This is a genomic window from Skermania sp. ID1734 (genome assembly GCF_007489285.1).
Taxonomy (GTDB): Bacteria; Actinomycetota; Actinomycetes; order Mycobacteriales; family Mycobacteriaceae; genus ID1734.
In genome coordinates, this window is record NZ_VLIY01000006.1 from 198,993 (window position 1) to 220,863 (window position 21,871).

Below are 21,871 nucleotides of genomic sequence, written 5' to 3' on the forward strand. Positions count from 1 at the left end.
ACTGGCAGACTTGACCCGTGAGATCGGCAGACGTTGAGTACGTAAACCAGCCCGCGATGCCCGAAAGGCGCGGCGGTTTCGGCTCGGCGCTGGCCCGATGGTCGGGCCGGTTGGTGTTCGGCGCGCTGCTGATCGGGATCGTCCTTGTCGGCGGCACTGCGATCCGGGTGTGGCAAGTGGCGCGGATCAACAACGACACCCCAGCCGATGCGATCGTCGTCCTCGGTGCCGCGCAGTATTCCGGTACGCCGTCGTCGGTGTTCGAAGCTCGGCTGGACCAGGGCGCCGCCCTGTTCAAAAAAGGTGTCGCGCCTCTGGTGATCACCGTCGGCGGCAAGCAACCCGGCGACGAGTACACCGAGGCCGCCTCCGGGAAGATGTATCTCGTTGACGCAGGCGTACCAGCCGGAAACATCGTCGCCGTCGAGACCGGTTCCGACACGCTCAAGAGCATCGAGGCCGTCGCCGCGGAGATGCGGAAGCGGGATCTGAGCTCGGTGGTGGTGGTCAGCGACCCGTGGCATTCGCTGCGCGCCCGGACCATGGCTCGCGACGACGGGTTGGAAGCGTGGGCGTCGCCGACGCGGCATGGGCCCGCGGTGCTGACGCGCGAGTCGCAGGCGCACGGGATCGCCCGAGAGACCGGTGCGTTGCTCTGGTACCAGCTCACCCACTTCTCCGCCGACTTCAAATACACGGCAGGGCAGTGAGCGTGGCGTACACCGAACACGACCGGCAGCGGTTGGTGGCGGAAGCACCGAAGTCTGCGGGCGTCCCCGGCACTAGCGCGAACCATCGCACCGACTTTTCCCGCGACCGTGCCCGGGTGCTGCACTCGGCCGCATTGCGCCGACTCGCGGACAAGACCCAGGTCATGGGCCCACGCGAAGGCGACACCCCGCGCACCAGGCTGACGCACTCACTGGAGGTGGCCCAGATCGGTCGCAGCATTGCCGACGGATTGGGCTGTGATCCCGACCTCGTGGACCTGGCTGGGCTGGCGCACGACATCGGCCACCCGCCCTACGGGCACAACGGGGAGAAGGCGCTGGATGAATTCGCCGACGCCTACGGCGGGTTCGAGGGCAACGCGCAAAACCTGCGCATCCTCACCCGTCTCGAGCCCAAGGTGCTGGACGCCAATGGGGACAGCGCCGGATTGAATCTGACTCGCGCCGCACTCGATGCAGCGACGAAATACCCCTGGCTCAGGACCGGTCCGGGATCGAAGTTCGGCGCGTACGACGAGGACGCCGATCGGCTGGCGTGGGTGCGTGCCGGCACTGCCGACAGGGTCCGTTGCCTCGAGGCGCAGATCATGGACTGGGCGGATGACGTCGCCTATTCGGTTCACGATGTGGAGGACGGCGTCATTGCGGGCCGCATCGACCTGCGCGCGCTCGCCGATCCCGACGAGCAACGGGCACTGGCTCGGCTCGGGACCGTCGGACATCCGCACCTGGCTGAAGACGATCTGGTGGAGGCGGCGCAACGACTGTCGACGCTGCCGGTGGTGGCGGCCGTGTCGAAATACGACGGCACCGTCGCCGCATCAGTCGCACTCAAGCGGCTGACCAGCGAGCTCGTCGGCCGGTTCGCCACCGCGGCGGTCAGTGGCACTCGCGCCGAGGGCGGGGGACACCCGCTGACCAGGTATGACGCGGATCTGGTGGTGCCGGCGATCGTCGCAGCCGAGGTGGCCATGCTCAAGACCGTCGCGTTGCGTTACGTGATGTCCGACGCCGGGCACCGGATTCGCCAGGAAGAGCAGCGGGAGTTGATTCACCGCGTGGCCGCCGGGCTGCTCGAATCAGCGCCGCACGGGCTAGATCCGGCTCTCTTGCCGGCCTGGAATGACGCTGAGGACGATCGGGCGCGCGTGCGCGCAATCGTCGATCAGATCGCCTCCTATACCGAGGGCCGCCTGGAGGCGCTGGCTCGCGGCTGAGCGATCGCGCCTAGACTGCCCACGTGCCCGGACGCATCCCTGATCGCGACATTGCAGCGGTCCGCGAGCGCGTGCGGATCGAAGACGTCGTGGGCGAATACGTGTCGCTACGGGCGCCGCGCGGCGACTCGATGATGGGCTTGTGCCCGTTCCATGACGAGAAGACACCGTCATTCCACGTCCGCCCCAATCACGGCACCTTTCACTGCTTCGGTTGCGGTGAGGGCGGGGACGTGTATTCGTTCCTGCAGAAGATCGAGCACATCAGCTTCGTCGAAGCGGTTGAGCAGCTTGCCGACCGGCTCGGCTACACCATCAGCTACGAGGGCGGCGGAACCTCCGTGCAGCGCGACCGCGGCACCCGTGCCCGCCTGGTCGCCGCCAACGCTGCGGCGCAGGAGTTTTACGCCGCGAGGTTGCGTGAGCCGGACGCAGCCGCAGCCCGAAAGTACCTGACCGACCGCAACTTCGACGGTGCTGCCGCCGCTGCGTTTGGCTGCGGCTATGCGCCCGATGGTTGGGACACTCTGACAAAGCACCTGCTGCGCAAGGGTTTCGAGTTTTCCGAACTTGAGGCCGCAGGCCTTTCCAAGCAGGGTAAGCGGGGTCCGATCGACCGCTTCCACCGTCGGCTGTTGTGGCCGATCCGCAACCTCGCCGGCGACATTATCGGCTTCGGCGCGCGCAAGCTGTTCGACGACGACACCATGCCCGGCAAATACGTCAACACGCCGGAAACGTTGTTGTACAAGAAGTCTCAGGTTTTGTTCGGGCTCGACCACGCTAAGCGCGAGATCGCCAAGGGGCATCAGGCCGTTGTGGTCGAGGGCTACACCGACGTGATGGCCATGCACCTGGCAGGTGTGAAAACCGCTGTGGCAGCATGCGGAACCGCCTTCGGCGAGGACCATCTCGCCCTGCTGCGCCGGCTGTTGATGGACGACAGCTGGTATCGCGGCGAGCTCATCTACACCTTCGACGGCGACGAAGCGGGGCGGGCCGCGGCCTTGAAGGCTTTCGAGGGCGACCAGAAGATGGCCGGCAAAACGTTTGTGGCCGTTGCCCCAGATGGTTTGGATCCCTGCGAGCTCCGGCAGCGCTCGGGCGACGCGGCGCTGCGTGACCTAGTGGCGCGGCGGGTGCCGATGTTCAAGTTCGCCATCCAGGCCGTACTCGGCGAATACGACTTGGACACCGGTGAAGGCCGGGTAGAGGCGCTGCGCCGGACGGTGCCGATGGTGGCTCGTATCAAAGACCGGGCACTGCGCGACGACTACGCGCGCCAACTCGCCGGCTGGGTCGGCTGGGACGACATTCCTACGGTGCTGCGCCGGGTGCGCGAGGAGGCGGGACGAACCGAACGCGCCAACGGCGGTGCCGCGGTCCGCAGTACCGGCCGGCGCGCGGAGAGCGTGGCGCCGCATCCGAGCGCGAACGACCCGGTGCTGCTGCCGCAACGCAACGCCCTGAAGGTGGCGTTGCAATATCCCGCAATAGCGGGCACGGTCTTCGATTCGCTGCCGCCCGAGTCCTTTACGCACCCGGCGTACGGTGCGATCCGCGCGGCCATCGCCGGGGCCGGAGGAACGGCCGCAGGCCTTTCCGGCAGTGCTTGGATGAATGCGGTGGCGGACCAGGTCGATGATCTGGCCGTGCGATCGCTGGTGATGGAGTTGGCCGTCGAGCCGCTGCCGACCTCCGAGGATGCTGTGCCCCGATTCGTCACGGGTGTGCTGGCCCGGTTGCAGGAGGTGTGGGTCGGCGCGCAGGTGGCCGAGCTGAAATCCAAACTGCAGCGGATCTCACCGGGGGAGCAGCCCGACGAGTATCACGCCTTGTTCGGAGACCTGGTCGCTTTGGAGCAGTACCGACGGAGCCTGCTCGAGCAGGCAATGGGCAACTCGGACGACTTCGCGGTCGGTTAGGCCTGCTTTCGCAAATGCTCGTGCGGCACGAGAATGGTCGTCTCCTCGTGGAGCGGGCGCAGCGGTTCCAGCTTCGGCTGCGTGCTGAGTGAATCGGAGAGCTTCTGCCGGCCGGCATTGACAAGCTTGCGGGTGACCGGACTCGTGGACACGGCGCGCGCAGTCTTGCTGATCTGCTCATATCGTGCCCGACCGGCCCGCGCACCCAGCACGTACCCAGCGGCAACCCCGATCAGCAACTTCATCATCCGGCGCTCCTCCGATCCGCGATCTCGTCCATCCTGCCCGACAGCAGGCAAGTGTGTCGATTCGCACCCGGTTGTGCGTTGCGGGACGCCCGCGCCCGGTCGGCTCCGACGAACGAGCGATTGTCGTTCATCTCCGCCTCATCTGTGGCCTGCGGGACCCACGGGCAATTTGGGAAGGGTCGCGGCCATAGGCTAAAGTCTGTCTCCGGCCCACCGCACGGCGGCGGGTGGATATTCCCCTGTAGCTCAATTGGCAGAGCATCCGACTGTTAATCGGACGGTTGCTGGTTCGAGTCCAGCCGGGGGAGCAGGGAAACGCCCTCTGACCAGTGTGAACGACGCTGAGTCAGGGGGCGATTTTCGTACCAGATACGGCGAAGGTGTCATTAAAGGGACACTAATTCGTCGGGCGTGCTTCGACGCCGGCGACTGCGCGGTCCAACGCTGCGGCGGCCTGCGGGTGGGCGCGACCCCGTGCCATGTACTTGCGTTGGGTCATCGCCGGGTCAGCATCCTGCTGGACGGGCAGTCGGGATGGGCACCACTCCGGGACGGTGACTGAGGACCGGCTCACCAACGCTCGTTCCGCCCGAAATATTTCGAAGACACCTCGCGATCGCACGACGGGCGAAGTGCGCGCCGGACCTGGCGCGCGGTGTTCAGGTCGCCCAGGTCAGCCTGTGTATGGCCATCGCCGTGACTAGATCAGGATCGTCGCGGCTGATGGCGGTTTCGGTCATCGGTACGAGGTTGGGGACACGGGTGGGTCGCCGGAGCGCTCGTAGACCGGCCCACAGATGGATGCGGTCGCCATGGCGGGACTGGAATCCGACGCCGGTCAGATCCCCTCCGGCGGGGCTGGGTTGGGTATAAAACCAGCTCGACATGGCTTGGGTGAGTTCACGCGGTCGGCTGTCGCGGATGGCGGCTGCGTCGACGTCCAATAGCCCAAGATGCACTGCCAGGGGCAGAAACTTCGCTCGCAGCGTAGGCAGAGACTCCACGTGACCGGGGAGGACGAACCAGCCGCTCAGCGCCGCGGTGGCGGCCAGTCGAGGCTGCCTCCATGAGTCGGGGAGGGTTCCGCCGGCGACTGAATTCGGTGCACCAGTTCGTGTTCGAGCCGGGTGCACACTAGGTTCCCGAATTCAGTTGTGGTGGAGCGCAATTCGTCGCCGCACCTCATCCGACGGAGGCGAATTGGCGTGCGGCGGCTAGCACTTGGGGGCCGACTTCGTCGAGTGCACCTTCGCGAAGCAGCCAGGCTGGGGATCGGTCGTCGAGTGTGGGGTTGAGGCCCTGGAACCAGACTTGTGCGACTTCTGGTCTGTCGCGTTCGGTAATCATGCGGGCCGCTCGGTATGCGATGCGCAGCCGCTCTTGGTCGACCGGACTGGCGATCGTTCGTGTGCCTTCGGCCCACTGGCGAACCGCGCGGGTCTCCTTCACCCCACCCAGATAGGCCACGAGTTTGGCGCCCAGCATGCCCCGCAGCGCCGTGACAAGTTCGGCCGCGCTCATGCGGGTGGCTTCCGCGTATGCGATTAGATCGGGTCGCTGATCTGCCAACGTCATGAGAGACCTCCTGAACACAGGATACATCACACCCATAAACACAGGACGCTACACAAAACGGTCACATCGGAAAACGCCGACAGGTGTCATGCGAAAACGTGCGGACCGCTATGCCAACACACAGCCGGGTGCCAGGAGACTAGGGATGTCGATCGGCGTTGCGCACGAAGCGCCAAACCCCTTCACTGCTACCAAAATCGCAGGCTGGCAGGTGGCACATCACTTCGGTCGTTGACCGAAGTGATGTGGTGATGCGTCGAAGTCCTAATTAGCGGGCCGATTCGCGGAACGCGTGTGTCGTTCAAACACGTTCGAGCGTCGCGCCGTCGGTTACCCGACTCTCGAGCCAGCTTCGATACCGACGCAGCGCGAGCTTCTGGTGCGCTGTTTCCTTGGCGAGCGCCAGCTTCGGATTGATACCCGGCCGCGGAGCTCGCCCGGTGCCTAGGCGCCGCAGTTGCTGGCGAACGCGTGCCATGCTTGCTGCGGAAGCGACGGCTTTGTCGTCGATCCTGACCGGTGCCAGCTGCACAACGGCATCGCCGCTATCGCGCCACTTGTTCGGCAGTTCGGGGTCGACGGCCAGCGCGGTGCCCATCCCGACGAGGTCGATGCCGCTCTCGAGTACTTCCGCAGCGATCGGGCGGCGGGCAATGCCGCCCGTCAAAAGCAGTGGCAGGGGACTGGATTGCGCCAGTTCAGCGGCGAGTTCGAGGAAGTACGCTTCGCGTGCGAGCGTTCGCGAGTCTGCCGATCGGCCTGACATTGCCGGGCTTTCGTAGCTGCCGCCTGACAGTTCGACCAGGTCGACCCCGAGCGGTTCGAGCATGGCGATCACCCGGCCGGCGTCGTCGGCGTCGAAGCCCCCGCGCTGGAAGTCGGCAGAGTTGAGCTTCACCGCGACGGCAAAGTCGGCGCCGACCCTCGAACGCACGGCGCGGACCACGTCCAGCAGCAGACGCGCCCGATTCTCCAGCGTTCCGCCCCACCGGTCGGTGCGCTTGTTGGCGAGGGGGGAGAGGAACTGCGAGAGCAGGTAGCCGTGTGCGGCATGGATTTCGACACCGTCGAATCCGGCGAGTTCGGCTCGGTGCGCAGTTTCGGCGAACCGGAGGACCGTCGCTTCGATTTGCTCGGCGGTCATCTCGACCGGCTCGGCGAATCGCTTGCTTTGCTTGCCGATGTCTACACGGATCGCCGACGGCCCCCACGCGACACCGGGCATGTCGGCGCGGACCTGACGGCCGGGATGATTGATCTGCATCCACACCTTCGCGCCACCGCGGTGCGCGGCGTCTGCCCACTGCCGGAACGGCTCGAGCGGTGAGTCCGCGTCGAGCACGATCCCGGCCGGACCGGTCAATGCTTCGGCGTGAACCATCACATTGCCGGTGATGATCAGCCCGACGCCGCCATCGCTCCACCGCTCGTAGAGGCGACGGATGCGCTTGGTGGGCAGCTGGCCGTCGCCCGCCATGTTTTCCTCCATAGCCGCCTTCACCAGGCGGTTTCGCAAGACCGAACCGTTCGGCAGCGTGAGCGGGCTGAACATCGTGGATGTCATCGGAATCCTTCGATCAATCAATGTTTGCGGTGTACACATAGCGTATTTGCAGATGTAAGCGTCGTCAACATAGACTGCGAAACTGAAGCGGAGATGTGCGCAGCGTCACGTGGATGTAGGTAAATCTAGTAATGGAACTACTTCCAAAGCTAGAACGAATTAGGTAACTTGGATGCCATGACAAGAACCGATGCAACCTTCCCCTCCGACGACGGCACATGCGGCGCTTGGCTGTACCGCCCCGCTGACTCAACCGGCAGCACACGACCGATCATCGTTATGGCCCATGGCCTCGCCGGTGTGAAGGAGATGCGGCTGGACGCCTTCGCCGAGCGCTTCACTGCAGCCGGCTACGCGTGCCTGGTCTTCGACTACCGTCACTTCGGCGCGAGCAGCGGCGAGCCTCGCAATCTCCTCGACGTGAATAGTCAGCTGCAGGACTGGAAAAGCGCGGTCGCCTACGCCCGCACCCTCGACGGCATCGACCCGGATCGGGTCATCGTGTGGGGCACTTCGTTCGGTGGCGGGCACGTGATCATCACGGCCGCGCACGACAAGCGGATCGCGGCCGCAATCGCGCAGTGCCCGTTTACCGATGGTCTTGCCTCATCGTTTGCGATCCCGCCGGCGACCTCGGCGAAAGTCACCGCTCTCGCAGCTGCCGACGCTGTCGGTGCTCGTCTCGGTCGCGCGCCCATGATGGTTCCGACGTACGGACCGCCCGGATCGACCAGCCTCATGTCGGCGCCTGATTGCGTCGCGGGGGTCGAGGCCATTATCGGTGACAACCCGGACGCACCCACGGAGGTGGCGGCCCGATTCGCGCTGCAGCTCATCAAGCACTTCCCTGGCCGCTACGCCCGTGACATCGAATGCCCCGTCCTGTTTGCGATCTGCGAACCGGACACGGTCGCTCCGTCCGGCCCGACCCAGAAATACGCCGCGCAAGCGCCGAAGGGCGAGATCAAGCTCTACGACGCCGGTCACTTCGACATCTATGTCGGTGAAGCGTTCGAGATCAACATCGCCGACCAGCTCGCCTTCCTGAATGCCCACGTTCCCGCCACCCCTAGGACACCCCGATGACCAAGTACAACCTCGCCGGACGCACCGTCGCGATTACCGGCTCCACCGGCGGCCTCGGCGCCGCGCTTGCTGTAACCCTGCGCGCCCGCGGCGCCAACCTGGCCCTGTTCGACCTCAGCCAGGAGGCGGTCGATAAGCAGGCCGCCGAGCTCGGGCCCGCAACCGTAGCTCGCGGCTGGTCAGCCGACGTGCGGGATCTCGCCGGTCTCGAGAGCGTAATGGATGCTGCCGCAGAGCATTTCGGCCGCATCGATGTCGTCATAGCTAACGCTGGTGTGGCGGCCGCCTCGGCACCACTGTCGGTTCTCGACCCCAATGATTTCGAGCGCGCGATCGACGTGAATCTCAGCGGAGTGTGGCGCACGTTCCGTGCTGGTTTACCGCATGTCGAGAAGCGCAAGGGGTACCTGTTGGCCATTTCATCGATGGCTGCATTCATCCATTCACCGCTGAACGGCCCGTACGTGGCCAGCAAGGCCGGAGTGTGGGCCCTGGCCGATGCCACCCGGCTGGAATTGCGCGATGCCGGAGTCGGTGTCGGCAGCGCTCATCCCACGTTCTTCCGCACCCCGATGATGGACGAAGTCCACGCGGACCCGGCCGGCACCGCGGTCTGGGGCGGCAACACGGGCGGGATGTGGAAGATGATCCCGATCGAAGAAGTCGTCGATGCCATCGTCGACGGCATCGAGAATCGCGCCGACCTCATCGTGGCACCCAAGAATCTGGCCATGGTCGCGCGCATGCCAGGCGTGGTCCGGCCGTTCGTCGAGCGTTTCGGCTTCCCCGGTTCCACCATTCGCGATGCCATGGCCCTAGCCACAAGGAAGAACTGATGAACAACAAGATCGTCGTCTTCGGCGCGACCGGCTATGCCGGCGGACTCGTCGTCGATGCACTCCTGCGCCAGGGCGCACGTCCGGTTCTCGCGGCGTACGAGCGGGACCTGCTTCCCGCGATGGCCACGCGCCTCGGCGGACTTGACTACCAGTTCGCCGATGTCAACGACCCCGGGAGTGTTCGCGCTCTGGTCAGCCCCGGCGATGTCTTGATCACAACGGTCGGACCGTTCGAGCGATTCGGGCGCACCGCGGCCCAGGCTGCCGCCGACGTCGGAGCCCACTACATCGACTCCACCGGGGAAACCGGCTTCGTCCGGGATCTCCGGGAACGTTACGACGCGCAGGCGCGCGAGACTGGTGCCACGATGCTTCCGGCTTTCGGAAATGACTATGTACCAGGCGTTCTCGCGGCCAGCCTGGCGCTGACGAAGGCCGGTGCCGCGGCTCGATCGGTGCAGGTCGGGTACTTCGTCACCCCGAAATTCCGGCCGGAAACGGGTCTCAGCCAAGGCACCCGCAAAACCATCGCCAACGAGATGACGCGTCCGGTCACGTTGTGGCGGAACTCCAAGCTCGAGGACGTACGCGCCGCGTCGTGGACACGGAAGTTCACCGTCGGCGGGAAGTCCAAGCGTGCCTTCCTCGCTTCTGGCACGGAAGTGTTCTTCCTACCCGAGGAATTCCCGTCACTGGAGTCGGTCGAGGTGTACAACGGCTGGTTCCCAGAGATGTCGCTCGGCATCCAAATGTTTTCCGCGGCGGCCAATGTGGCGGTCAAGGTCGACGCCGGCAAGAAGATCGTCGACTCGTTTGGCAATCGCTTCGCTGGTGCACCCGGCGGACCCGACCTGACCGAACGGTCGAAGACCCGATCCTGTGCCGTCGCGGTCACTCGCGACGGTGCGGGCAAGGTCCTCAGCGAGGTGCACGTCGACGGACCGAACGTCTACACCCTGACCGGTGAGCTGATGGCCTGGGCCGCTGGCGAGTTGGCCGCAGGTGCTGCCCGCACACCCGGCGTCGTGGGTCCGGTGCAGGCGTTCGGATTGGATGGACTGGTGCAGGGCGCAGCAAAGATCGGACTTACCGAAATCGACACCAACCGACAGGAGACCCGGCGATGACGAGCGCACGCGATGAGCACACTGCAGACTTGACGACGCTATCCGTCCCAGATCTGATCGAAGTATTCAAGACCCTCGAGGCGCCCACAATCTCGGAAATGGACGGGGAATTCGATGCCCGACTGCTGCGCCAGCCGGACGTCCTCAACGCTATCGCCGGTCTCGTGACGGTGCACAACCCGATCTTCGGCTGGCGCGCCAAGGCCTTCCGCCCGGTCGATGAGACTGCTGGCCGCGGCTACAACGCGTTCCGGGCGGTTCTGGGCCGGCGCAGCGTTCAAGGGCAGCCGATGCTGACGAAAATCGCGTCGTCCTACCTTGATGGGCGCCCCGTCTATCAACTCGACTATCGTCCGTTCGACACGCTCAACGGACGCGTCAACATGATCGACGAGATTCGACGCGTTCGGCCGGGGGAGTACCTCGGGATCGGGACGTGGGGATTCACCGATAAACAGCGTCGCGTCCCGCTGCCCTTCCTGCTCAGCGGCCCGTCGAGACCTTACGCGGGCGACATCGGAACCCCGAAGTACTGAAAGCACTTTCGCGAATGGAGCCAACAATGCATAGCAACACGTTGAAGGACAGCGGTGCGAAGCTGATGAACTTCGCGCACCGGGTGGTGCTCAAGGTCAGTGGTAACCGGTTGCTCGCCAATCCCTTTGGGATGCCGGTGGTCGAACTGCACACGGTTGGACGCAAATCGGGACAACCGCGGTCCTGCTATCTCACCTCGCCGGTGCACGACTCCAGACGGGTGGTGCTCGTGGCATCGAAGGGCGGTGATGATCGCAACCCGGATTGGTACCGCAACCTGCAAGCGAATCCCGACGCCGAGCTTGTGATCTATGGCCAGCGCCGAAAGGTGCACGCCCGAACGGCAAATGTGGACGAGAGAGCCGATCTGTGGCCGAAGATCGTCTCCGCCTACGCGGGCTACGGAGATTATCAACAGCGGACAGCACGCGAAATCCCAGTGGTGATCTGCGAATTCCGCGACTGAGGGCGTTAGCGCTGGGCGAGGATCGACGCTCCCATCCACCGATGCAGGTAGCTGCGGAGTTCGTCGTCGCTGCGGTCGCCCGGCGAGATGAAGAACGACTGCATGGTGCGCAGCACGTATTCGACAAGTTCCTGCAGCCCGACGTCGTCGTAGCCGTATCGCGCCCAATCGACATCGAAGCGTCTGATCATCGTCATGCCGAAGGCTTGGGCCTCCGGTGACAACAGCCCATCCGGGTGGACGTTCGGATACGCGCCGGTAAGAAGAATGCCGAGATGCGGTATGCGGCGCACCTCGGCCAGGGTGAAGATCACGCCCTCGGTCATTGCTTCTGCGGGGTCGTTGATTCCGTGTACATGGTCTTCGAGTCGGTCCAGAAATCCGTCGACCGACGCGATCGCTGCGGCCCGCAGCAGCGCGTCGGCGGTGGGGAAGTAGCGGTAAACGGTCTGTCTAATGACACCCAGCGATTCGGCGACGTCGGCGATGCTGATTGCCGAACCGGTTTGTCGGATCAGATCGACAGCGGCAGTGACGATGCGGCGCGACGCCTCCTCGTCGGTCTCCGGTGGGTTCCCGTTCCACCCGCGCCTTCTCGCCACTGTGCCTGCCTAGGTGTCACCACGACCGAGGGCCTGACGCTATCACCTCTTGTAATCATACAGAGAATCGCTAATCTGTATGATTAGTGCCAGCAACCCATGCTCATGACGAGGTGTTCCAGTGACCGACCTTCATGTCCGAAAGATGAATTTCGCCTTCGCCGACTACGACGTCCCCTTCTTGTGGAACGAAGAGAATCCAGCATTTTCGAGCATGGCCAACGCCGTGTCGTTCCTCGCGATCGGATTCGAAAAGATGATCGTGAAGATGATTCTGCAAACAAAACCGCTGATTACCGACCCCGAAGTCGCCGAGGAAGCCGATGCGTTCATGCGGCAGGAAGGCCAGCATTCGGCGGCGCACCGCCAGCACGTCAAAGGGCTGATCAAGCGGTACCCGGGCCTGCAGGAGACTCTGGACGCGGTCATCGCGGATTTCGACCGGCTTACCCGAGAAACCTCGCTGCACTACCGGTTGGCCTACACCGCAGATCTGGAGGCCACCTTCACTCCCGTCTTCAAACTGATGCTCGACAACGAATCCACGCTGTTTCGCCCCGGCGACGATCGCGTCGCATCGTTGTTCATCTGGCACTTCGTCGAAGAGGTCGAGCATCGAAGCTCCGCGCTGATCATCTTCAATTCGGTTGTGGGCAGCGATCTCTACCGCATGCGAGTAGCACCGTCGATCTTTCGGCATGTATTGAACGTCATCCGGATCGCCTGCGAAGGCTTCAACAAGCATGTGCCACTGCAGGATCGCCAGATCGACGCACTGTCGATGTTTGCCTCATACCGACGAAATCAGAAGCTGCGCAGGTTGTTACCGATGCTGCAGGCGCAGGACTACGGCCCGATGCCGCGCGCTTTCGACCATCTGCCGCGTGGCGAGCAGCTGACCGCGCTGGCGGGAATCGTGCGAAGCCAGTTGCCCAGGCACAACCCGGCTCACGAGAAGCTGCCCGCGTTGGCCGACGTCTGGTTCCGGCGTTACGAGGACGGCTACGACGTGTCGCACTGGTACACCGCGGGTGCCGTAGCCAACTAGGGAGCTGACGAATGACCGATCACTGCTCGCCCACGTTCGCGCAGTTGGCCACCGAGCTCGGCTTTTCCTGCAGCAATGCCGGTGGGTTAGTCGAAGTGCGAAATCCGTTCGCGCTGGAGAACTGGACGCTGCCGGTTCTCGAGCTCACCATCATTGTCGGGTCCGTGCTGGCGCTGGTGTACGCCATCGTTCGGCTGCGCCGAACCGGCGACCCGACGAACGTGGTGCTGTGGTTCGGCGCCGCCGCTTATCTGTTCGTCATCGAACCGCCGCTGTACTTTCCTGCGGCATTCGGCATCGAAGACCATGTGGACACGATGTTCGCCCACAACGTGTTCACGGTCGACTTCCTGTGGGGACGGTTGCCGCTCTACATAGTCGCCATTTATCCCTTGATGGCCACCGTCGCTTTCGAAATCGTCCGGATGCTCGGCGTTTTCCGGAGATACGGCCTTGTTGTCGGCGCGGCATGCGTGGGCTTTGTGCACCACGCGTTCTACGAGATCTTCGACCAGATCGGCCCGCAACTGCGGTGGTGGGAATGGTCGACGACCAACCCGCTGAACCAGCCGATGTTCGACTCTGTTCCACTGCCCAGCGTGGTCGTGTTCGCCACGCTGTGGCCGATGTCGCTGGCCTTGTGCGTCCAATACTTCGTGGGCCGCCACGCCGATCGGGGCCGACGATTCACCGGCATCCAATTGGTCTGGCGCACAATCGTCATAGGCCTGCTTGCTTCGCTCGGCACATTCATCCTGCCGCTGCCGGCGACGGTGCTGGGCATGAACAGTTCGACCGTTCGAGGCGCCGTGTATGCGGTGGAACTCGCCGTTGTCGCGGTTGTCGCCGTGGTGGTACTGGTTCGGCAGTGGATGCGGCTGCGCGAAGGACCGCCGGACAACTACTCGAACAACTTCGTCCGGTACTACGCGGTGGCGTATCTCGGCGTGATGGCCGTGCTATGGATCACCGCGCTGCCCGACTTCCTCAAGGCCGCAAACGGACTCACCCGCAATGGTGACCCCGTCGGAAACCCCTGGTACACGCTGGCGTGCTTCGTCGTCGCCGTGTTGTGCGTCATTGCGACCTTCACCGCCGATGTGCGCCGTCGTGACAAGAGTTCCGACGACACTACCGATCCGTCGGCAGTCTCCGACGGGGCTGCGAGTTCACCCGCGAACGTGAGATAGCTTGATTCGGTTCAGCGCGCTGGCGGGTAACGGCCGTAGATGCCGCGCGCGTCACCGACGAGATACCACTGATGCTGCTGATCGGCGCGGGCGCGGATCGCGTCGAGTTCCTTTGTGCGAGTGTCCCGACGGCGTCGATGCCACGCCAACACAGGCGGTGCGAGTTTGTAGGCCAGCCATCCCATCGCCACCGCAAGAAACAACGGCCACAGCTTGATGACGATCGCGATGACGACGAGCACGCCGATGATCTGCCACATTCTTCCCCCTGCTGATGTTCGGTCTCGATCGCAGTATGGCGGGTGAGACCGACAAAAACCCGGCGGCGGTTGCCTAGGCTCACGCGCGTGGAGTTCGCCGAATTCATCTTGGACCGACTGCGGGAAATCTACGACGGTCGCGGCGACCTCGAGGTGGCGGATCACGCGCTCTGGCGCACCACGAAGAACATCAAGGCGCGCGCCGAGTGGAACGACGATGACATGACGGTGTTGCGCCGTATCGCCGGAAGGTGGCGGGATCACCCGGATTACCCGGGGCTGATCCGGTAGTGGGCCTCGGTCGCATCCCGGCTCCAATAACCAACGTCCGGTCGGAATTTGCCGAATTTTTCCGATGCAGGTGTGATTTTTGCCGCGCAGGGGTAATAGCCGATTGCTAGCTCCACTCAAAAAAGCAGGAGAATGTTCTGCTTTTTCCCGACCAAGGAGGTTGTCATGGCTGGATTTGACGATGTCAAAAAGACCCTGAACGAGCACCAGGACCAAGTGGGTCAGGGCCTCGATAAGGCTGGTGAAGCGGCAAAGTCGAAGTTCGACGGTCATGACGATCAAATCGATAAAGGAATTCAAAAGGCGAAGGATGCGCTTGGCGACTAGCGCGTTACCGAAAGTTGCTAAAAAGTAGCCAATTTCTTAAATACCGAAGTTTTCATTCTTTTTAACGGGAGGAATCACCCATATGTCGCAGACACTCGACTCGCTCATCGGCAGTACCGTTCATGACCATCAGGGTCAGAAGATCGGGAAGGTCAACGAGATCTACTTGAATAACGAGACCGGTTCGCCTACCTGGGTATCGGTATCGACCGGACTGTTCAGTTCCGATTCGCTCGTCCCGTTGGCCGGCGCGCAGCACGAGGGCGATGCGCTCAACGTCGCGGTCAGCAAAGACGCTGTCAAGAATGCTCCACATCTCGACGACGGCCGGGAGATCAGTGCCGAGGAAGAGCGGCAGTTGTTCTCGCACTACAAGATCGACCCGCAGAAGTCCAACTGGGACACCTATGGTCGGCACGCAGCCAGTCAGGGGCAGCCGCAGGACCACCGCGCAGCCGACGCCCGCACCGGCCAGGCCGATGAGCGGGCGACGGCGGGTGATCGTGCGACGGGTGATCGTGCGACGGGTGATCGTGCAGCGTCTGGTGACCGCGCGACGGGTGAACGCGCAACCGCGGACCGCCACGCCAACGACGGGTTGACCCGGTCCGAAGAACGACTCAACGTCGAGACCGAACGTCAGGCCGCGGGAACCGCACGCTTGCGCAAATACGTCGTCACAGAAAAGCAATCGGTCACCGTTCCAGTGACCCGCGAAGAGGTGCGCGTCGAGCGCGAGCCGATCAGGGAAGGCTCCGCGACCGGCACCACAAAGATCGGTGAAGACACCCACGAGGTGACCCTGCACGAGGACCGAGTCAATGTGACCAAGGAATCGGTGCCCGTCGAAAGGGTGCGACTCGCCGTTGACGAAGTGGAGGACAAGCAGACCGTCACCGACACGGTTCGCAAGGAGAAGATCGACACCGAGGGTATCCACCACCGCGACACGCGTGATGAGCGCGCCGATCAGCGCGGCAACACAGGCGAGAGCACCAGGTAGCGGGTCGCCTCGGATTCCCCGGCTGGTCCCTAACAGCCGGGGAATCGGTCTGTCCGAACCAAGCCGATCAGCGCACGGGGGTAAGCACGACAACGGGGATGGGCCGCGCCGTCTTGGTCTGGTACTCGCGATACTGGTCGTGATTGACCCGGTTGACGATGTCCCACAGCCGCGGGTATTCCGCCTTGTCCTTCGGATACACCGAGCGTGCGACAACGCGATGCCGTTGTCGGCCGACTTGAATTTCGCACTCGGGCTTGGCTTCCAGGTTGTACAACCATGCGGGCGGTTTCGCCGCGCCCCCGTTGGACGCGGTAATCAAGTAGTCATCACCGTCGCGTCCGTACGTCAGCGCCGACGTGCGGATCTGGCCGCTCTTGCGCCCGGTGCTGTACAACAACAGCGTGGGCGTCCCGAACAGCAACCGATGGCCGATGCGGCCGTCGGTACGCACGTAGAGCGCTTGGTGGAGCCGCAGCAGTTGGATGAACAACGTGCGCATGCGCCAGACATCCCTTCACCTGAGCTGATAGGCCGGGTTCAGCCTACGGTCGCACCTGGCGCTACCGACCTGGATCGCGCCGGCCCGCTCCTGCTGGGTAACATCGGCACGCCGGAATGGCTGGGGGCGGTAGCTCAGTCGGTTAGAGCCGTGGACTCATAATCCATTGGTCGCGGGTTCGAGCCCCGCCCGCCCCACCATCAGAACCCGTCGGTCGAAGACCGTTCGGCCGCCGCTGGCTAACCAGTGGCCGCGGCGATGAAGTCGGGTTCAGGCCAGTGCAACGTGATCACGACGCCGGTCGAGAGGTGCGCGGTCCACGACTTCGGCGCCAAGCAACACATAAGCCGCAGATCCCAGCGAGCGTCGTCGGACGCATTCACCCCCGGTTCGCGGGCGGGCCCGGACGCCGATAGCCAGACGCCGCCACCGTCGACTCTGACCTGCAGGTCGATCCTTCCGCTGCCGCAGGTCGGATCCAAAAAACTCACAACTGCCTCGTAGCCGGCCGCGACGACATCGTTGATTTGCACGGCACTGATGCCGCACCGCCACAGCCACGCGCGCAGTTGTTCGCGCACCTGTGCGGCACCCACGGCAGAGACCGGAATCGACCGTAACGCGAGTGTCGCGCCCGGATGCCGTGGCGGCCCGGCACTAGAGGGATCCTGCGGCATCTTCCTCACTTCTCAACTCTCGGTGCAGTGTTGAGTGCCTCCACGGCCCGCGGCCAAACCCGACTTCGCGCTCGTGTCAGCGCGTATCTGGTGCGGCCGCGGGTATCCAAGCTTGTCGAACACCCGACGACGCGAGGGATATGACAGGAATGGAACGGTCGAACGAGTTCTTTGACGGCGTCGGCCTGCAAGACCAGATTCGCGTCGAGGTGGCCTGGCGGAATCGAAGTGCGGTGATCTCCGTGTGCGGCACCATCGATCTCGCCACGGCGACCACGATGGAACAAGCAATCAACAACGTCCTCGACGCCGCACCGGACGCTGTCGTCATCGACCTCAGTGACGTCGATTTCTTCGCGTCGGCGGGAATGACCATCCTCGTGGGCGCGCAGAAACGACTGCAACGTTCGCAGCAATTGGGAATCGTCGCGCGACCGATTACCGCGCGGCCGCTGACGCTGGTGGGGCTCGCCGACGTCCTACCGATCTATCCGACCCTTGCCGCGGCGCTGAAGGCCGAGCGCGACAACGGCTGATTGGGCGGGTCCTATTGCGGCAGTTCGTCGCTGTATTGCGGGCAATAGACCTTCACGGATGCGCCGATGAAGAACCCGTCGTTGTATTCGGACAGGCCCGGGTTGGCGTCGACAACCTTTTGGGCGACCTGATCGAAACTCTGTCCGTCGGAGAACATGCTGCAGACAGCGTGCGCATCCGAAATTGCACTGTCGGATGAGGGAAAGGTGATTCCCTGGTTGGACAGCGTGTCGATGAACTGTTGGTCTTGCGCGGAGTCTGCCGACGCGAGCGGCGTCGCGACAACAGCAGCCGCGAGCGCCGCGCCGGTGGCCAAGAGTAGGCGGAAAAACATTGTGTACCCCTCAAATAGGGCAGAAGAATCGGACGGCCGTTGCGTGGGCGCATGCCCTGCCTGGGCGATAGTGGCGGATTCAAGGCTGGGGAATGGGCAACTATCGGCGTGTGTAAAACGACGTCTAGCTTCGAGAGCGTCCTCAAAGCCTGTGCGCGCACGGTCAATCGTAACGCCTGCGGCTCTTACCGGTTCGGGTGAATTATGTCGATTCAAGGACCGAAAAAGAGCACTTGCTTGACCCTCAGATATTGCCTTGAGCGTGCAGCGTGTTGTACATCTGCACGCCGCTGGCGATACCGACGGGAACACCAAGCGCTATGGCGCCGACAAGGCTACCGATGCCGGCTCCCGTCCCGGCGCCGACGACGCAGCCGAGTCCGGCGATGAGCGGGGCGACGGGCCCGGTCGGGATGGCTGTCAGCCCCAGCGTGACCGCGCCGATCGGACAACCTGCCACCAGGCCGATCGCTCCGCCGGCGAGAGTGCCGACGCCGGTCGCGAGCCCGAACTGGGTGGAGGCGACCGACAGTGCGTCGTTGAAATCGTCGGTGGCATCGGCGGCATGAAGGGGCAACCCTGCCGCGCTCGCTGGGGTAATCGACTGGTGCGGCTCGGATGCCATTGTCGCGGCGGAGGATTCAGTGTGCGTTGCTTTTGGCCAGGACTTCGGATCGGTGTTCACGGTCAGGTCGGTGCCGGCGACGAGGCGCGAGGTGTTGTCGAGGATCTGAAATTGACCGCCGCGGGTGGTCAAAGTGCCGAACGCAGTCTGCAGCAGCGCCGAAGCATCGGAGCTGTCGGCGGTGTAGTGAACTCCCGGAGCGAGGTCGAGGCTGAGGGTGGTCGATGGGGACGCCGCCGCCGATTCCGCAGCAACAGCGGTGCCTCCTGCGGAAGCGGCGGCGGTGAGGACGGCCGCTGAGACGGTGATTGCGCGAGTGAGGTGGTTCATCTGTGCTGTCCCTTTCGGATGACGGTGGATGCGGCGTGGTTGCGCTCCGCAGGTGGCGGGCAAGCGGCGGTGACGGCTGCCGGTAAAGCGTTGGATAATGAATGTCATTTTCATTAACGGCTGAAGGCTAGCGCTTGGCGAGCCGTTTGACAATTCCGTCGGCTCGCCTCCGACGTACGACGGCAGGCGCAGAACGGGCCCTGATCATGAGTGACGTCCCCTAGGCTCGCCTGTCATGTCATGGATCGCTATCTGGTGGCAGGACGAGGTTGTCGACGGGCACAAGGGTCCGCTTCTGCTGAGCTTCGTGGCGTTCATCGTGACCTTCGCGGCCACTCGCACGATCACGCGAATGATCCGCGCAGGAAAAGGTCCGTTCCACAACGTCAGCAGCGGTGGCGTGCACATGCACCACTCGACACCGGGAGTTCTGCTGCTCATCTTCGGCGGGTTCATGGCGGTGGGGTCGCCGCCGCTGTCGTGGTGGACCTACGCGGCCGGTGTCATCGTGGGAATCGGCGCGTCGCTGGTGCTCGACGAATTCGCGATGATCTTCCGGTTGCAGGACGTGTACTGGTCACAGGAGGGCAGGCTGTCGGTGAACATGGTTACCCTCGCCGCCGCCTGCGTGGGGCTCGCCGCGGTGGGGGTTTCTCCACTTGACGTGAAGGGACTGTCCGGATCAACGACGGCGGCGCGAATAGGCGTCATTTGCATGCTTGTTGTGCACTTCGTATTCGTGATGATCACTGCGCTCAAGGGCAAATACCCGACCGCGTTGGTCGGCCTGTTCATCTCGCCGGTTGCTTGGGTGGCCGCTGTTCGGCTCGCACGTCCGACATCCCCATGGGCCCGGCGCCGCTACTCGCCGAAGAAATTCGCTCGCGCGCGAAGCCGGTCGGCCGAGTTCGACAAGCGCTGGGGGACAGTGAGACAGCACTGGGACAACGTCGTCGGCGGCGCACCGTCGACGATCTCCCCGCCAGGGGCGAACAATCCCAGCTGATCGCCGAAAAATTCCGGTCGGATGTGTCGCATCGGGCGCGTGCGGTTCGTAGAAGAGGTGAGTGGCCGCATACGGCGGCCCGGCAAAGGAGGACTGTCATGCAGTACCTGATTTCCGTTATCGATGACGGCACCGGACCGGAGACTGCGGCTGAGGACGCGGCGATCGATGAGTTCAACGCCAAGCTTCAGACGAACGGCCAGTGGGTGTTCGCTGGTGGTCTGGGTTCCCCGGCGCCGGCCACTGTCATCGACAACCGGGGCGACGAGGCACTTTTCACCGACGGCCCGTTCGTAGAGTCCAAGGAGTACATGGCCGGCTTCTGGATCATCGAGGCACCCGATCGCGATGCAGCCCTTGGCCTTGCCACCGAGGCGTCGAAGGCCTGCAACCGGAAGATCGAAGTACGGCCGTTCCTGTGAGAATGTCCGCCGCAGGGTTGGTTTCGTTCCAAGAAAGGACAGCCTGTCCATCCTGGAACGACGCGAAATTCTCTGCTTCCGTAGAAGGATGTACAACGACTTCGCCGTGCCTTCGTCGGAACCCGCCGCGTCGGCCGAAGGACTCGATGCGCTTGCCCATGTCGGTGAGCCGCCGTCTCACGAGGAACTGACCGCCGGCCGGCTCAACTGGCTACGAGCCGGCGTTCTCGGTGCGAACGACGGAATCGTTTCAACGGCAAGCATTGTGATGGGCGTGGCCGGTGCCACCGCTTCGGTAGGAACGATCCTGACCGCAGGTGTGGCCGGATTATTCGCTGGCGCAATGTCGATGGCGTCCGGCGAGTACGTTTCGGTGTCGAGTCAACGCGACGCGCAGCGAGCGCTGCTGGCTCAGGAGCGTCGCGAACTGGCCGACGATCCACAGGCCGAACTCGACGAGCTGACCGGACTGTATCGAGCGAAAGGCCTGCCCGAACCGTTGGCCCGGGAGGTCGCTCAGACGCTGACCGCACGTGATGCGTTGGCCGCACACGCCGAAGTGGAACTGGGCATCGATCCCAGCGAACTGACCAATCCGTGGCAGGCGGCCGCGGCGAGCTTCCTCGCGTTCGGTGTTGGGGCGGTGTTTCCGTTACTGGCCGCGGTGCTGACGCCCGCGACTGCACGCGTGGGGATCATCGTCGGTGTTGTCGTGGCGGCACTTGTCCTGACGGGCTCGGTAAGTGCCCGCCTGAGTGACGCACCGGCGTTGCGTCCAGTGCTGCGCAACATCGGTGGCGGGCTGCTCGCCATGGCGGTCACCTACGGGATCGGCGCGCTCGTCGGCCACACGCTCACCTGAGAGCGGTCTGCGCGAAACCAGTTGGGAGGAATCGGGGCTGTTGACCGGGATGTCGGTCGTAGGCTCTAGTTTCGCCCGTCGAATCCAGCGCAGGGACGAGGTGATGGTCGTGCACGATCAGCCCGCCGGTTCAGCGGCCTGGCAGCCGGTGTTGTTTGCTGGATTGTCTGTGTTGACAACGGCGACCGTGTTCGCGCAGGCGGTGATCGCGGGCGGATTTGTCAGCCAGGATGGTCGCGAATCGTGGATCACCGTGCACGGAATCGTTGCCGACGTTGCGTGGATTGCGGCGTTGGTGACCGCGGTGGTCGGTGCCGTCACGCTGCGGCGTTCACATCCGAAAATGGTTGCGGCAGCGGCGATTTGTTCGTGCTCGCATTGGCGCAGACCGGAGTCGGCCATTTGATCACCGACTACGGACACGATGAGCTGATCATCGTCCATGTGCCGCTGGCGCTGGTCGTGTTCGGTGTGACGCTGTCGCTCAGTAGCTACGCAATCACAGTCCTGCGCGGGGCCACACACGAACGCTGAGGTCGT

The 21,871-nt window shown here is 63.8% G+C and carries 30 protein-coding genes and 2 tRNA genes; 21 read left to right on the forward strand and 11 right to left on the reverse strand.

The genetic code is table 11. From position 1 onward, the window contains the following. The first annotated feature begins 56 nt into the window (after nucleotides 1–56). From FOS14_RS09695 to dnaG, 3 genes are read left to right on the forward strand one after another with little or no spacing between them, the layout of a single operon-like run. A complete protein-coding gene (locus FOS14_RS09695) occupies nucleotides 57–710 on the forward strand; it encodes a YdcF family protein (RefSeq protein ID WP_143770187.1) in 654 nt (217 codons plus the stop codon). Then, entirely contained in the window at nucleotides 707–1,948 is a 1,242-nt protein-coding gene (locus FOS14_RS09700) for a deoxyguanosinetriphosphate triphosphohydrolase (RefSeq protein ID WP_143770083.1), read from the forward strand. The genes FOS14_RS09695 and FOS14_RS09700 overlap by 4 nt, the downstream gene beginning before the upstream one ends. Before the next feature lie 23 nt (nucleotides 1,949–1,971). Continuing rightward, a complete protein-coding gene (gene dnaG / locus FOS14_RS09705) occupies nucleotides 1,972–3,873 on the forward strand; it encodes a DNA primase (RefSeq protein WP_143770084.1) in 1,902 nt (633 codons plus the stop codon). Here dnaG and FOS14_RS09710 read toward each other — a convergent pair. Then, a complete protein-coding gene (locus FOS14_RS09710; protein WP_143770085.1) occupies nucleotides 3,870–4,121 on the reverse strand; it encodes a hypothetical protein in 252 nt (83 codons plus the stop codon). The two genes, dnaG and FOS14_RS09710, sit on opposite strands and share 4 nt — an antisense overlap. 235 nt (nucleotides 4,122–4,356) lie before the next feature. On the opposite strand from FOS14_RS09710, the gene FOS14_RS09715 reads away from it, so the two are divergent. Beyond that, nucleotides 4,357–4,429, forward strand: a tRNA-Asn gene (locus FOS14_RS09715). Nucleotides 4,430–4,518: 89 nt separating this feature from the next. Here FOS14_RS09715 and FOS14_RS24695 read toward each other — a convergent pair. The 4 genes from FOS14_RS24695 to FOS14_RS09730 form a co-directional block, all read right to left on the reverse strand. Further along, nucleotides 4,519–4,695 (reverse strand): hypothetical protein, encoded by a 177-nt coding sequence (locus FOS14_RS24695; protein ID WP_185981709.1) that lies wholly within the window; start codon nucleotides 4,693–4,695, stop codon nucleotides 4,519–4,521. 85 nt (nucleotides 4,696–4,780) lie between these two features. After that, nucleotides 4,781–5,065, reverse strand: a complete 285-nt coding sequence (locus FOS14_RS09720) for a hypothetical protein (RefSeq protein WP_143770086.1) — start codon at nucleotides 5,063–5,065, stop codon at nucleotides 4,781–4,783. A 238-nt stretch (nucleotides 5,066–5,303) separates the two neighbouring features. After that, the gene (locus FOS14_RS09725) at nucleotides 5,304–5,696 is read right to left on the reverse strand and encodes a hypothetical protein (protein ID WP_143770087.1); all 393 of its coding nucleotides are present in this window, start codon (nucleotides 5,694–5,696) and stop codon (nucleotides 5,304–5,306) included. A gap of 301 nt (nucleotides 5,697–5,997) precedes the next feature. Continuing rightward, a complete protein-coding gene (locus tag FOS14_RS09730) occupies nucleotides 5,998–7,260 on the reverse strand; it encodes an NADH:flavin oxidoreductase/NADH oxidase family protein (RefSeq protein WP_143770088.1) in 1,263 nt (420 codons plus the stop codon). A 177-nt stretch (nucleotides 7,261–7,437) separates the two neighbouring features. On the opposite strand from FOS14_RS09730, the gene FOS14_RS09735 reads away from it, so the two are divergent. Genes FOS14_RS09735 through FOS14_RS09755 form a run of 5 tightly spaced genes read left to right on the forward strand, consistent with a single transcriptional unit; the run spans nucleotide 7,438 to nucleotide 11,315 of the window. Further along, entirely contained in the window at nucleotides 7,438–8,346 is a 909-nt protein-coding gene (locus tag FOS14_RS09735) for an alpha/beta hydrolase (RefSeq protein ID WP_143770089.1), read from the forward strand. After that, a complete protein-coding gene (locus FOS14_RS09740) occupies nucleotides 8,343–9,182 on the forward strand; it encodes an SDR family NAD(P)-dependent oxidoreductase (RefSeq protein WP_143770090.1) in 840 nt (279 codons plus the stop codon). Before FOS14_RS09735 ends, FOS14_RS09740 begins: the two co-directional genes overlap by 4 nt. Further along, nucleotides 9,182–10,312, forward strand: a complete 1,131-nt coding sequence (locus tag FOS14_RS09745) for a trans-acting enoyl reductase family protein (protein ID WP_143770091.1) — start codon at nucleotides 9,182–9,184, stop codon at nucleotides 10,310–10,312. The genes FOS14_RS09740 and FOS14_RS09745 overlap by 1 nt, the downstream gene beginning before the upstream one ends. Further along, on the forward strand, nucleotides 10,309–10,848 hold the full coding sequence (locus FOS14_RS09750; protein WP_143770092.1) for a hypothetical protein: 540 nt from the start codon (nucleotides 10,309–10,311) through the stop codon (nucleotides 10,846–10,848). The genes FOS14_RS09745 and FOS14_RS09750 overlap by 4 nt, the downstream gene beginning before the upstream one ends. A 26-nt stretch (nucleotides 10,849–10,874) precedes the next feature. Continuing rightward, complete coding sequence (locus FOS14_RS09755) at nucleotides 10,875–11,315, forward strand: nitroreductase family deazaflavin-dependent oxidoreductase (protein ID WP_143770093.1); 441 nt, start codon at nucleotides 10,875–10,877, stop codon at nucleotides 11,313–11,315. Nucleotides 11,316–11,320: 5 nt separating this feature from the next. Here the strand turns inward: FOS14_RS09755 and FOS14_RS09760 are convergent, their stop codons facing one another. Beyond that, the gene (locus FOS14_RS09760; RefSeq protein WP_143770094.1) at nucleotides 11,321–11,917 is read right to left on the reverse strand and encodes a TetR/AcrR family transcriptional regulator; all 597 of its coding nucleotides are present in this window, start codon (nucleotides 11,915–11,917) and stop codon (nucleotides 11,321–11,323) included. Nucleotides 11,918–12,038: 121 nt separating this feature from the next. Here FOS14_RS09760 and FOS14_RS09765 point away from each other — a divergent pair, with 121 nt between their 5' ends. Together FOS14_RS09765 and FOS14_RS09770 are read left to right on the forward strand one after the other, a co-directional pair. Next, complete coding sequence (locus FOS14_RS09765; RefSeq protein ID WP_143770095.1) at nucleotides 12,039–12,965, forward strand: metal-dependent hydrolase; 927 nt, start codon at nucleotides 12,039–12,041, stop codon at nucleotides 12,963–12,965. Between the two features lie 11 nt (nucleotides 12,966–12,976). Further along, nucleotides 12,977–14,155 carry a hypothetical protein gene (locus FOS14_RS09770; protein WP_255450199.1) on the forward strand — a complete coding sequence of 393 codons (1,179 nt, stop codon included), beginning with the start codon at nucleotides 12,977–12,979 and terminating at the stop codon, nucleotides 14,153–14,155. 11 nt (nucleotides 14,156–14,166) lie between these two features. Here FOS14_RS09770 and FOS14_RS09775 read toward each other — a convergent pair whose 3' ends face one another. Then, nucleotides 14,167–14,415 (reverse strand): hypothetical protein, encoded by a 249-nt coding sequence (locus tag FOS14_RS09775; protein ID WP_143770096.1) that lies wholly within the window; start codon nucleotides 14,413–14,415, stop codon nucleotides 14,167–14,169. 87 nt (nucleotides 14,416–14,502) lie between these two features. Here FOS14_RS09775 and FOS14_RS09780 point away from each other — a divergent pair, with 87 nt between their 5' ends. From FOS14_RS09780 to FOS14_RS09790, 3 genes are all read left to right on the forward strand, one after another. Continuing rightward, on the forward strand, nucleotides 14,503–14,706 hold the full coding sequence (locus FOS14_RS09780) for a hypothetical protein (RefSeq protein WP_143770097.1): 204 nt from the start codon (nucleotides 14,503–14,505) through the stop codon (nucleotides 14,704–14,706). Nucleotides 14,707–14,871: 165 nt separating this feature from the next. Continuing rightward, entirely contained in the window at nucleotides 14,872–15,033 is a 162-nt protein-coding gene (locus tag FOS14_RS09785; RefSeq protein WP_143770098.1) for an antitoxin, read from the forward strand. Between the two features lie 82 nt (nucleotides 15,034–15,115). Beyond that, nucleotides 15,116–16,036 (forward strand): PRC and DUF2382 domain-containing protein, encoded by a 921-nt coding sequence (locus tag FOS14_RS09790; protein ID WP_143770099.1) that lies wholly within the window; start codon nucleotides 15,116–15,118, stop codon nucleotides 16,034–16,036. Nucleotides 16,037–16,103: 67 nt separating this feature from the next. Here FOS14_RS09790 and FOS14_RS09795 read toward each other — a convergent pair whose 3' ends face one another. Then, nucleotides 16,104–16,538, reverse strand: coding sequence for a nitroreductase family deazaflavin-dependent oxidoreductase (locus FOS14_RS09795; RefSeq protein WP_143770100.1), 435 nt, complete (start codon nucleotides 16,536–16,538; stop codon nucleotides 16,104–16,106). 123 nt (nucleotides 16,539–16,661) lie between these two features. Between FOS14_RS09795 and FOS14_RS09800 the strand changes: the two genes are divergently transcribed. Continuing rightward, a tRNA-Ile gene (locus tag FOS14_RS09800) sits at nucleotides 16,662–16,738 on the forward strand. 39 nt (nucleotides 16,739–16,777) lie between these two features. On the opposite strand, the gene FOS14_RS09805 is transcribed toward FOS14_RS09800, so the two are convergent. Next, nucleotides 16,778–17,215, reverse strand: coding sequence for a hypothetical protein (locus FOS14_RS09805; RefSeq protein WP_143770101.1), 438 nt, complete (start codon nucleotides 17,213–17,215; stop codon nucleotides 16,778–16,780). A 149-nt stretch (nucleotides 17,216–17,364) separates the two neighbouring features. Between FOS14_RS09805 and FOS14_RS09810 the strand changes: the two genes are divergently transcribed. After that, entirely contained in the window at nucleotides 17,365–17,751 is a 387-nt protein-coding gene (locus FOS14_RS09810; RefSeq protein ID WP_185981703.1) for an STAS domain-containing protein, read from the forward strand. A gap of 11 nt (nucleotides 17,752–17,762) precedes the next feature. Here the strand turns inward: FOS14_RS09810 and FOS14_RS09815 are convergent, their stop codons facing one another. After that, nucleotides 17,763–18,086 carry a DUF732 domain-containing protein gene (locus FOS14_RS09815; protein ID WP_143770103.1) on the reverse strand — a complete coding sequence of 108 codons (324 nt, stop codon included), beginning with the start codon at nucleotides 18,084–18,086 and terminating at the stop codon, nucleotides 17,763–17,765. A gap of 244 nt (nucleotides 18,087–18,330) precedes the next feature. Then, the gene (locus FOS14_RS09820; protein ID WP_143770104.1) at nucleotides 18,331–19,041 is read right to left on the reverse strand and encodes a hypothetical protein; all 711 of its coding nucleotides are present in this window, start codon (nucleotides 19,039–19,041) and stop codon (nucleotides 18,331–18,333) included. Nucleotides 19,042–19,276: 235 nt separating this feature from the next. Here FOS14_RS09820 and FOS14_RS09825 point away from each other — a divergent pair, with 235 nt between their 5' ends. The 5 genes from FOS14_RS09825 (at nucleotide 19,277) to FOS14_RS25180 (ending at nucleotide 21,865) form a co-directional block, all read left to right on the forward strand. Continuing rightward, nucleotides 19,277–20,047, forward strand: a complete 771-nt coding sequence (locus FOS14_RS09825; RefSeq protein WP_143770105.1) for a hypothetical protein — start codon at nucleotides 19,277–19,279, stop codon at nucleotides 20,045–20,047. 98 nt (nucleotides 20,048–20,145) lie between these two features. Further along, nucleotides 20,146–20,469: a YciI family protein gene (locus FOS14_RS09830; protein WP_143770106.1), complete on the forward strand. Its 324-nt coding sequence runs from the start codon at nucleotides 20,146–20,148 to the stop codon at nucleotides 20,467–20,469. 88 nt (nucleotides 20,470–20,557) lie between these two features. Then, a complete protein-coding gene (locus FOS14_RS09835; protein WP_143770107.1) occupies nucleotides 20,558–21,331 on the forward strand; it encodes a VIT family protein in 774 nt (257 codons plus the stop codon). 109 nt (nucleotides 21,332–21,440) lie between these two features. Beyond that, complete coding sequence (locus tag FOS14_RS09840) at nucleotides 21,441–21,737, forward strand: hypothetical protein (RefSeq protein WP_143770108.1); 297 nt, start codon at nucleotides 21,441–21,443, stop codon at nucleotides 21,735–21,737. Next, nucleotides 21,734–21,865, forward strand: a complete 132-nt coding sequence (locus FOS14_RS25180; RefSeq protein ID WP_255450200.1) for a hypothetical protein — start codon at nucleotides 21,734–21,736, stop codon at nucleotides 21,863–21,865. The genes FOS14_RS09840 and FOS14_RS25180 overlap by 4 nt, the downstream gene beginning before the upstream one ends. Nucleotides 21,866–21,871: the final 6 nt, after the last annotated feature.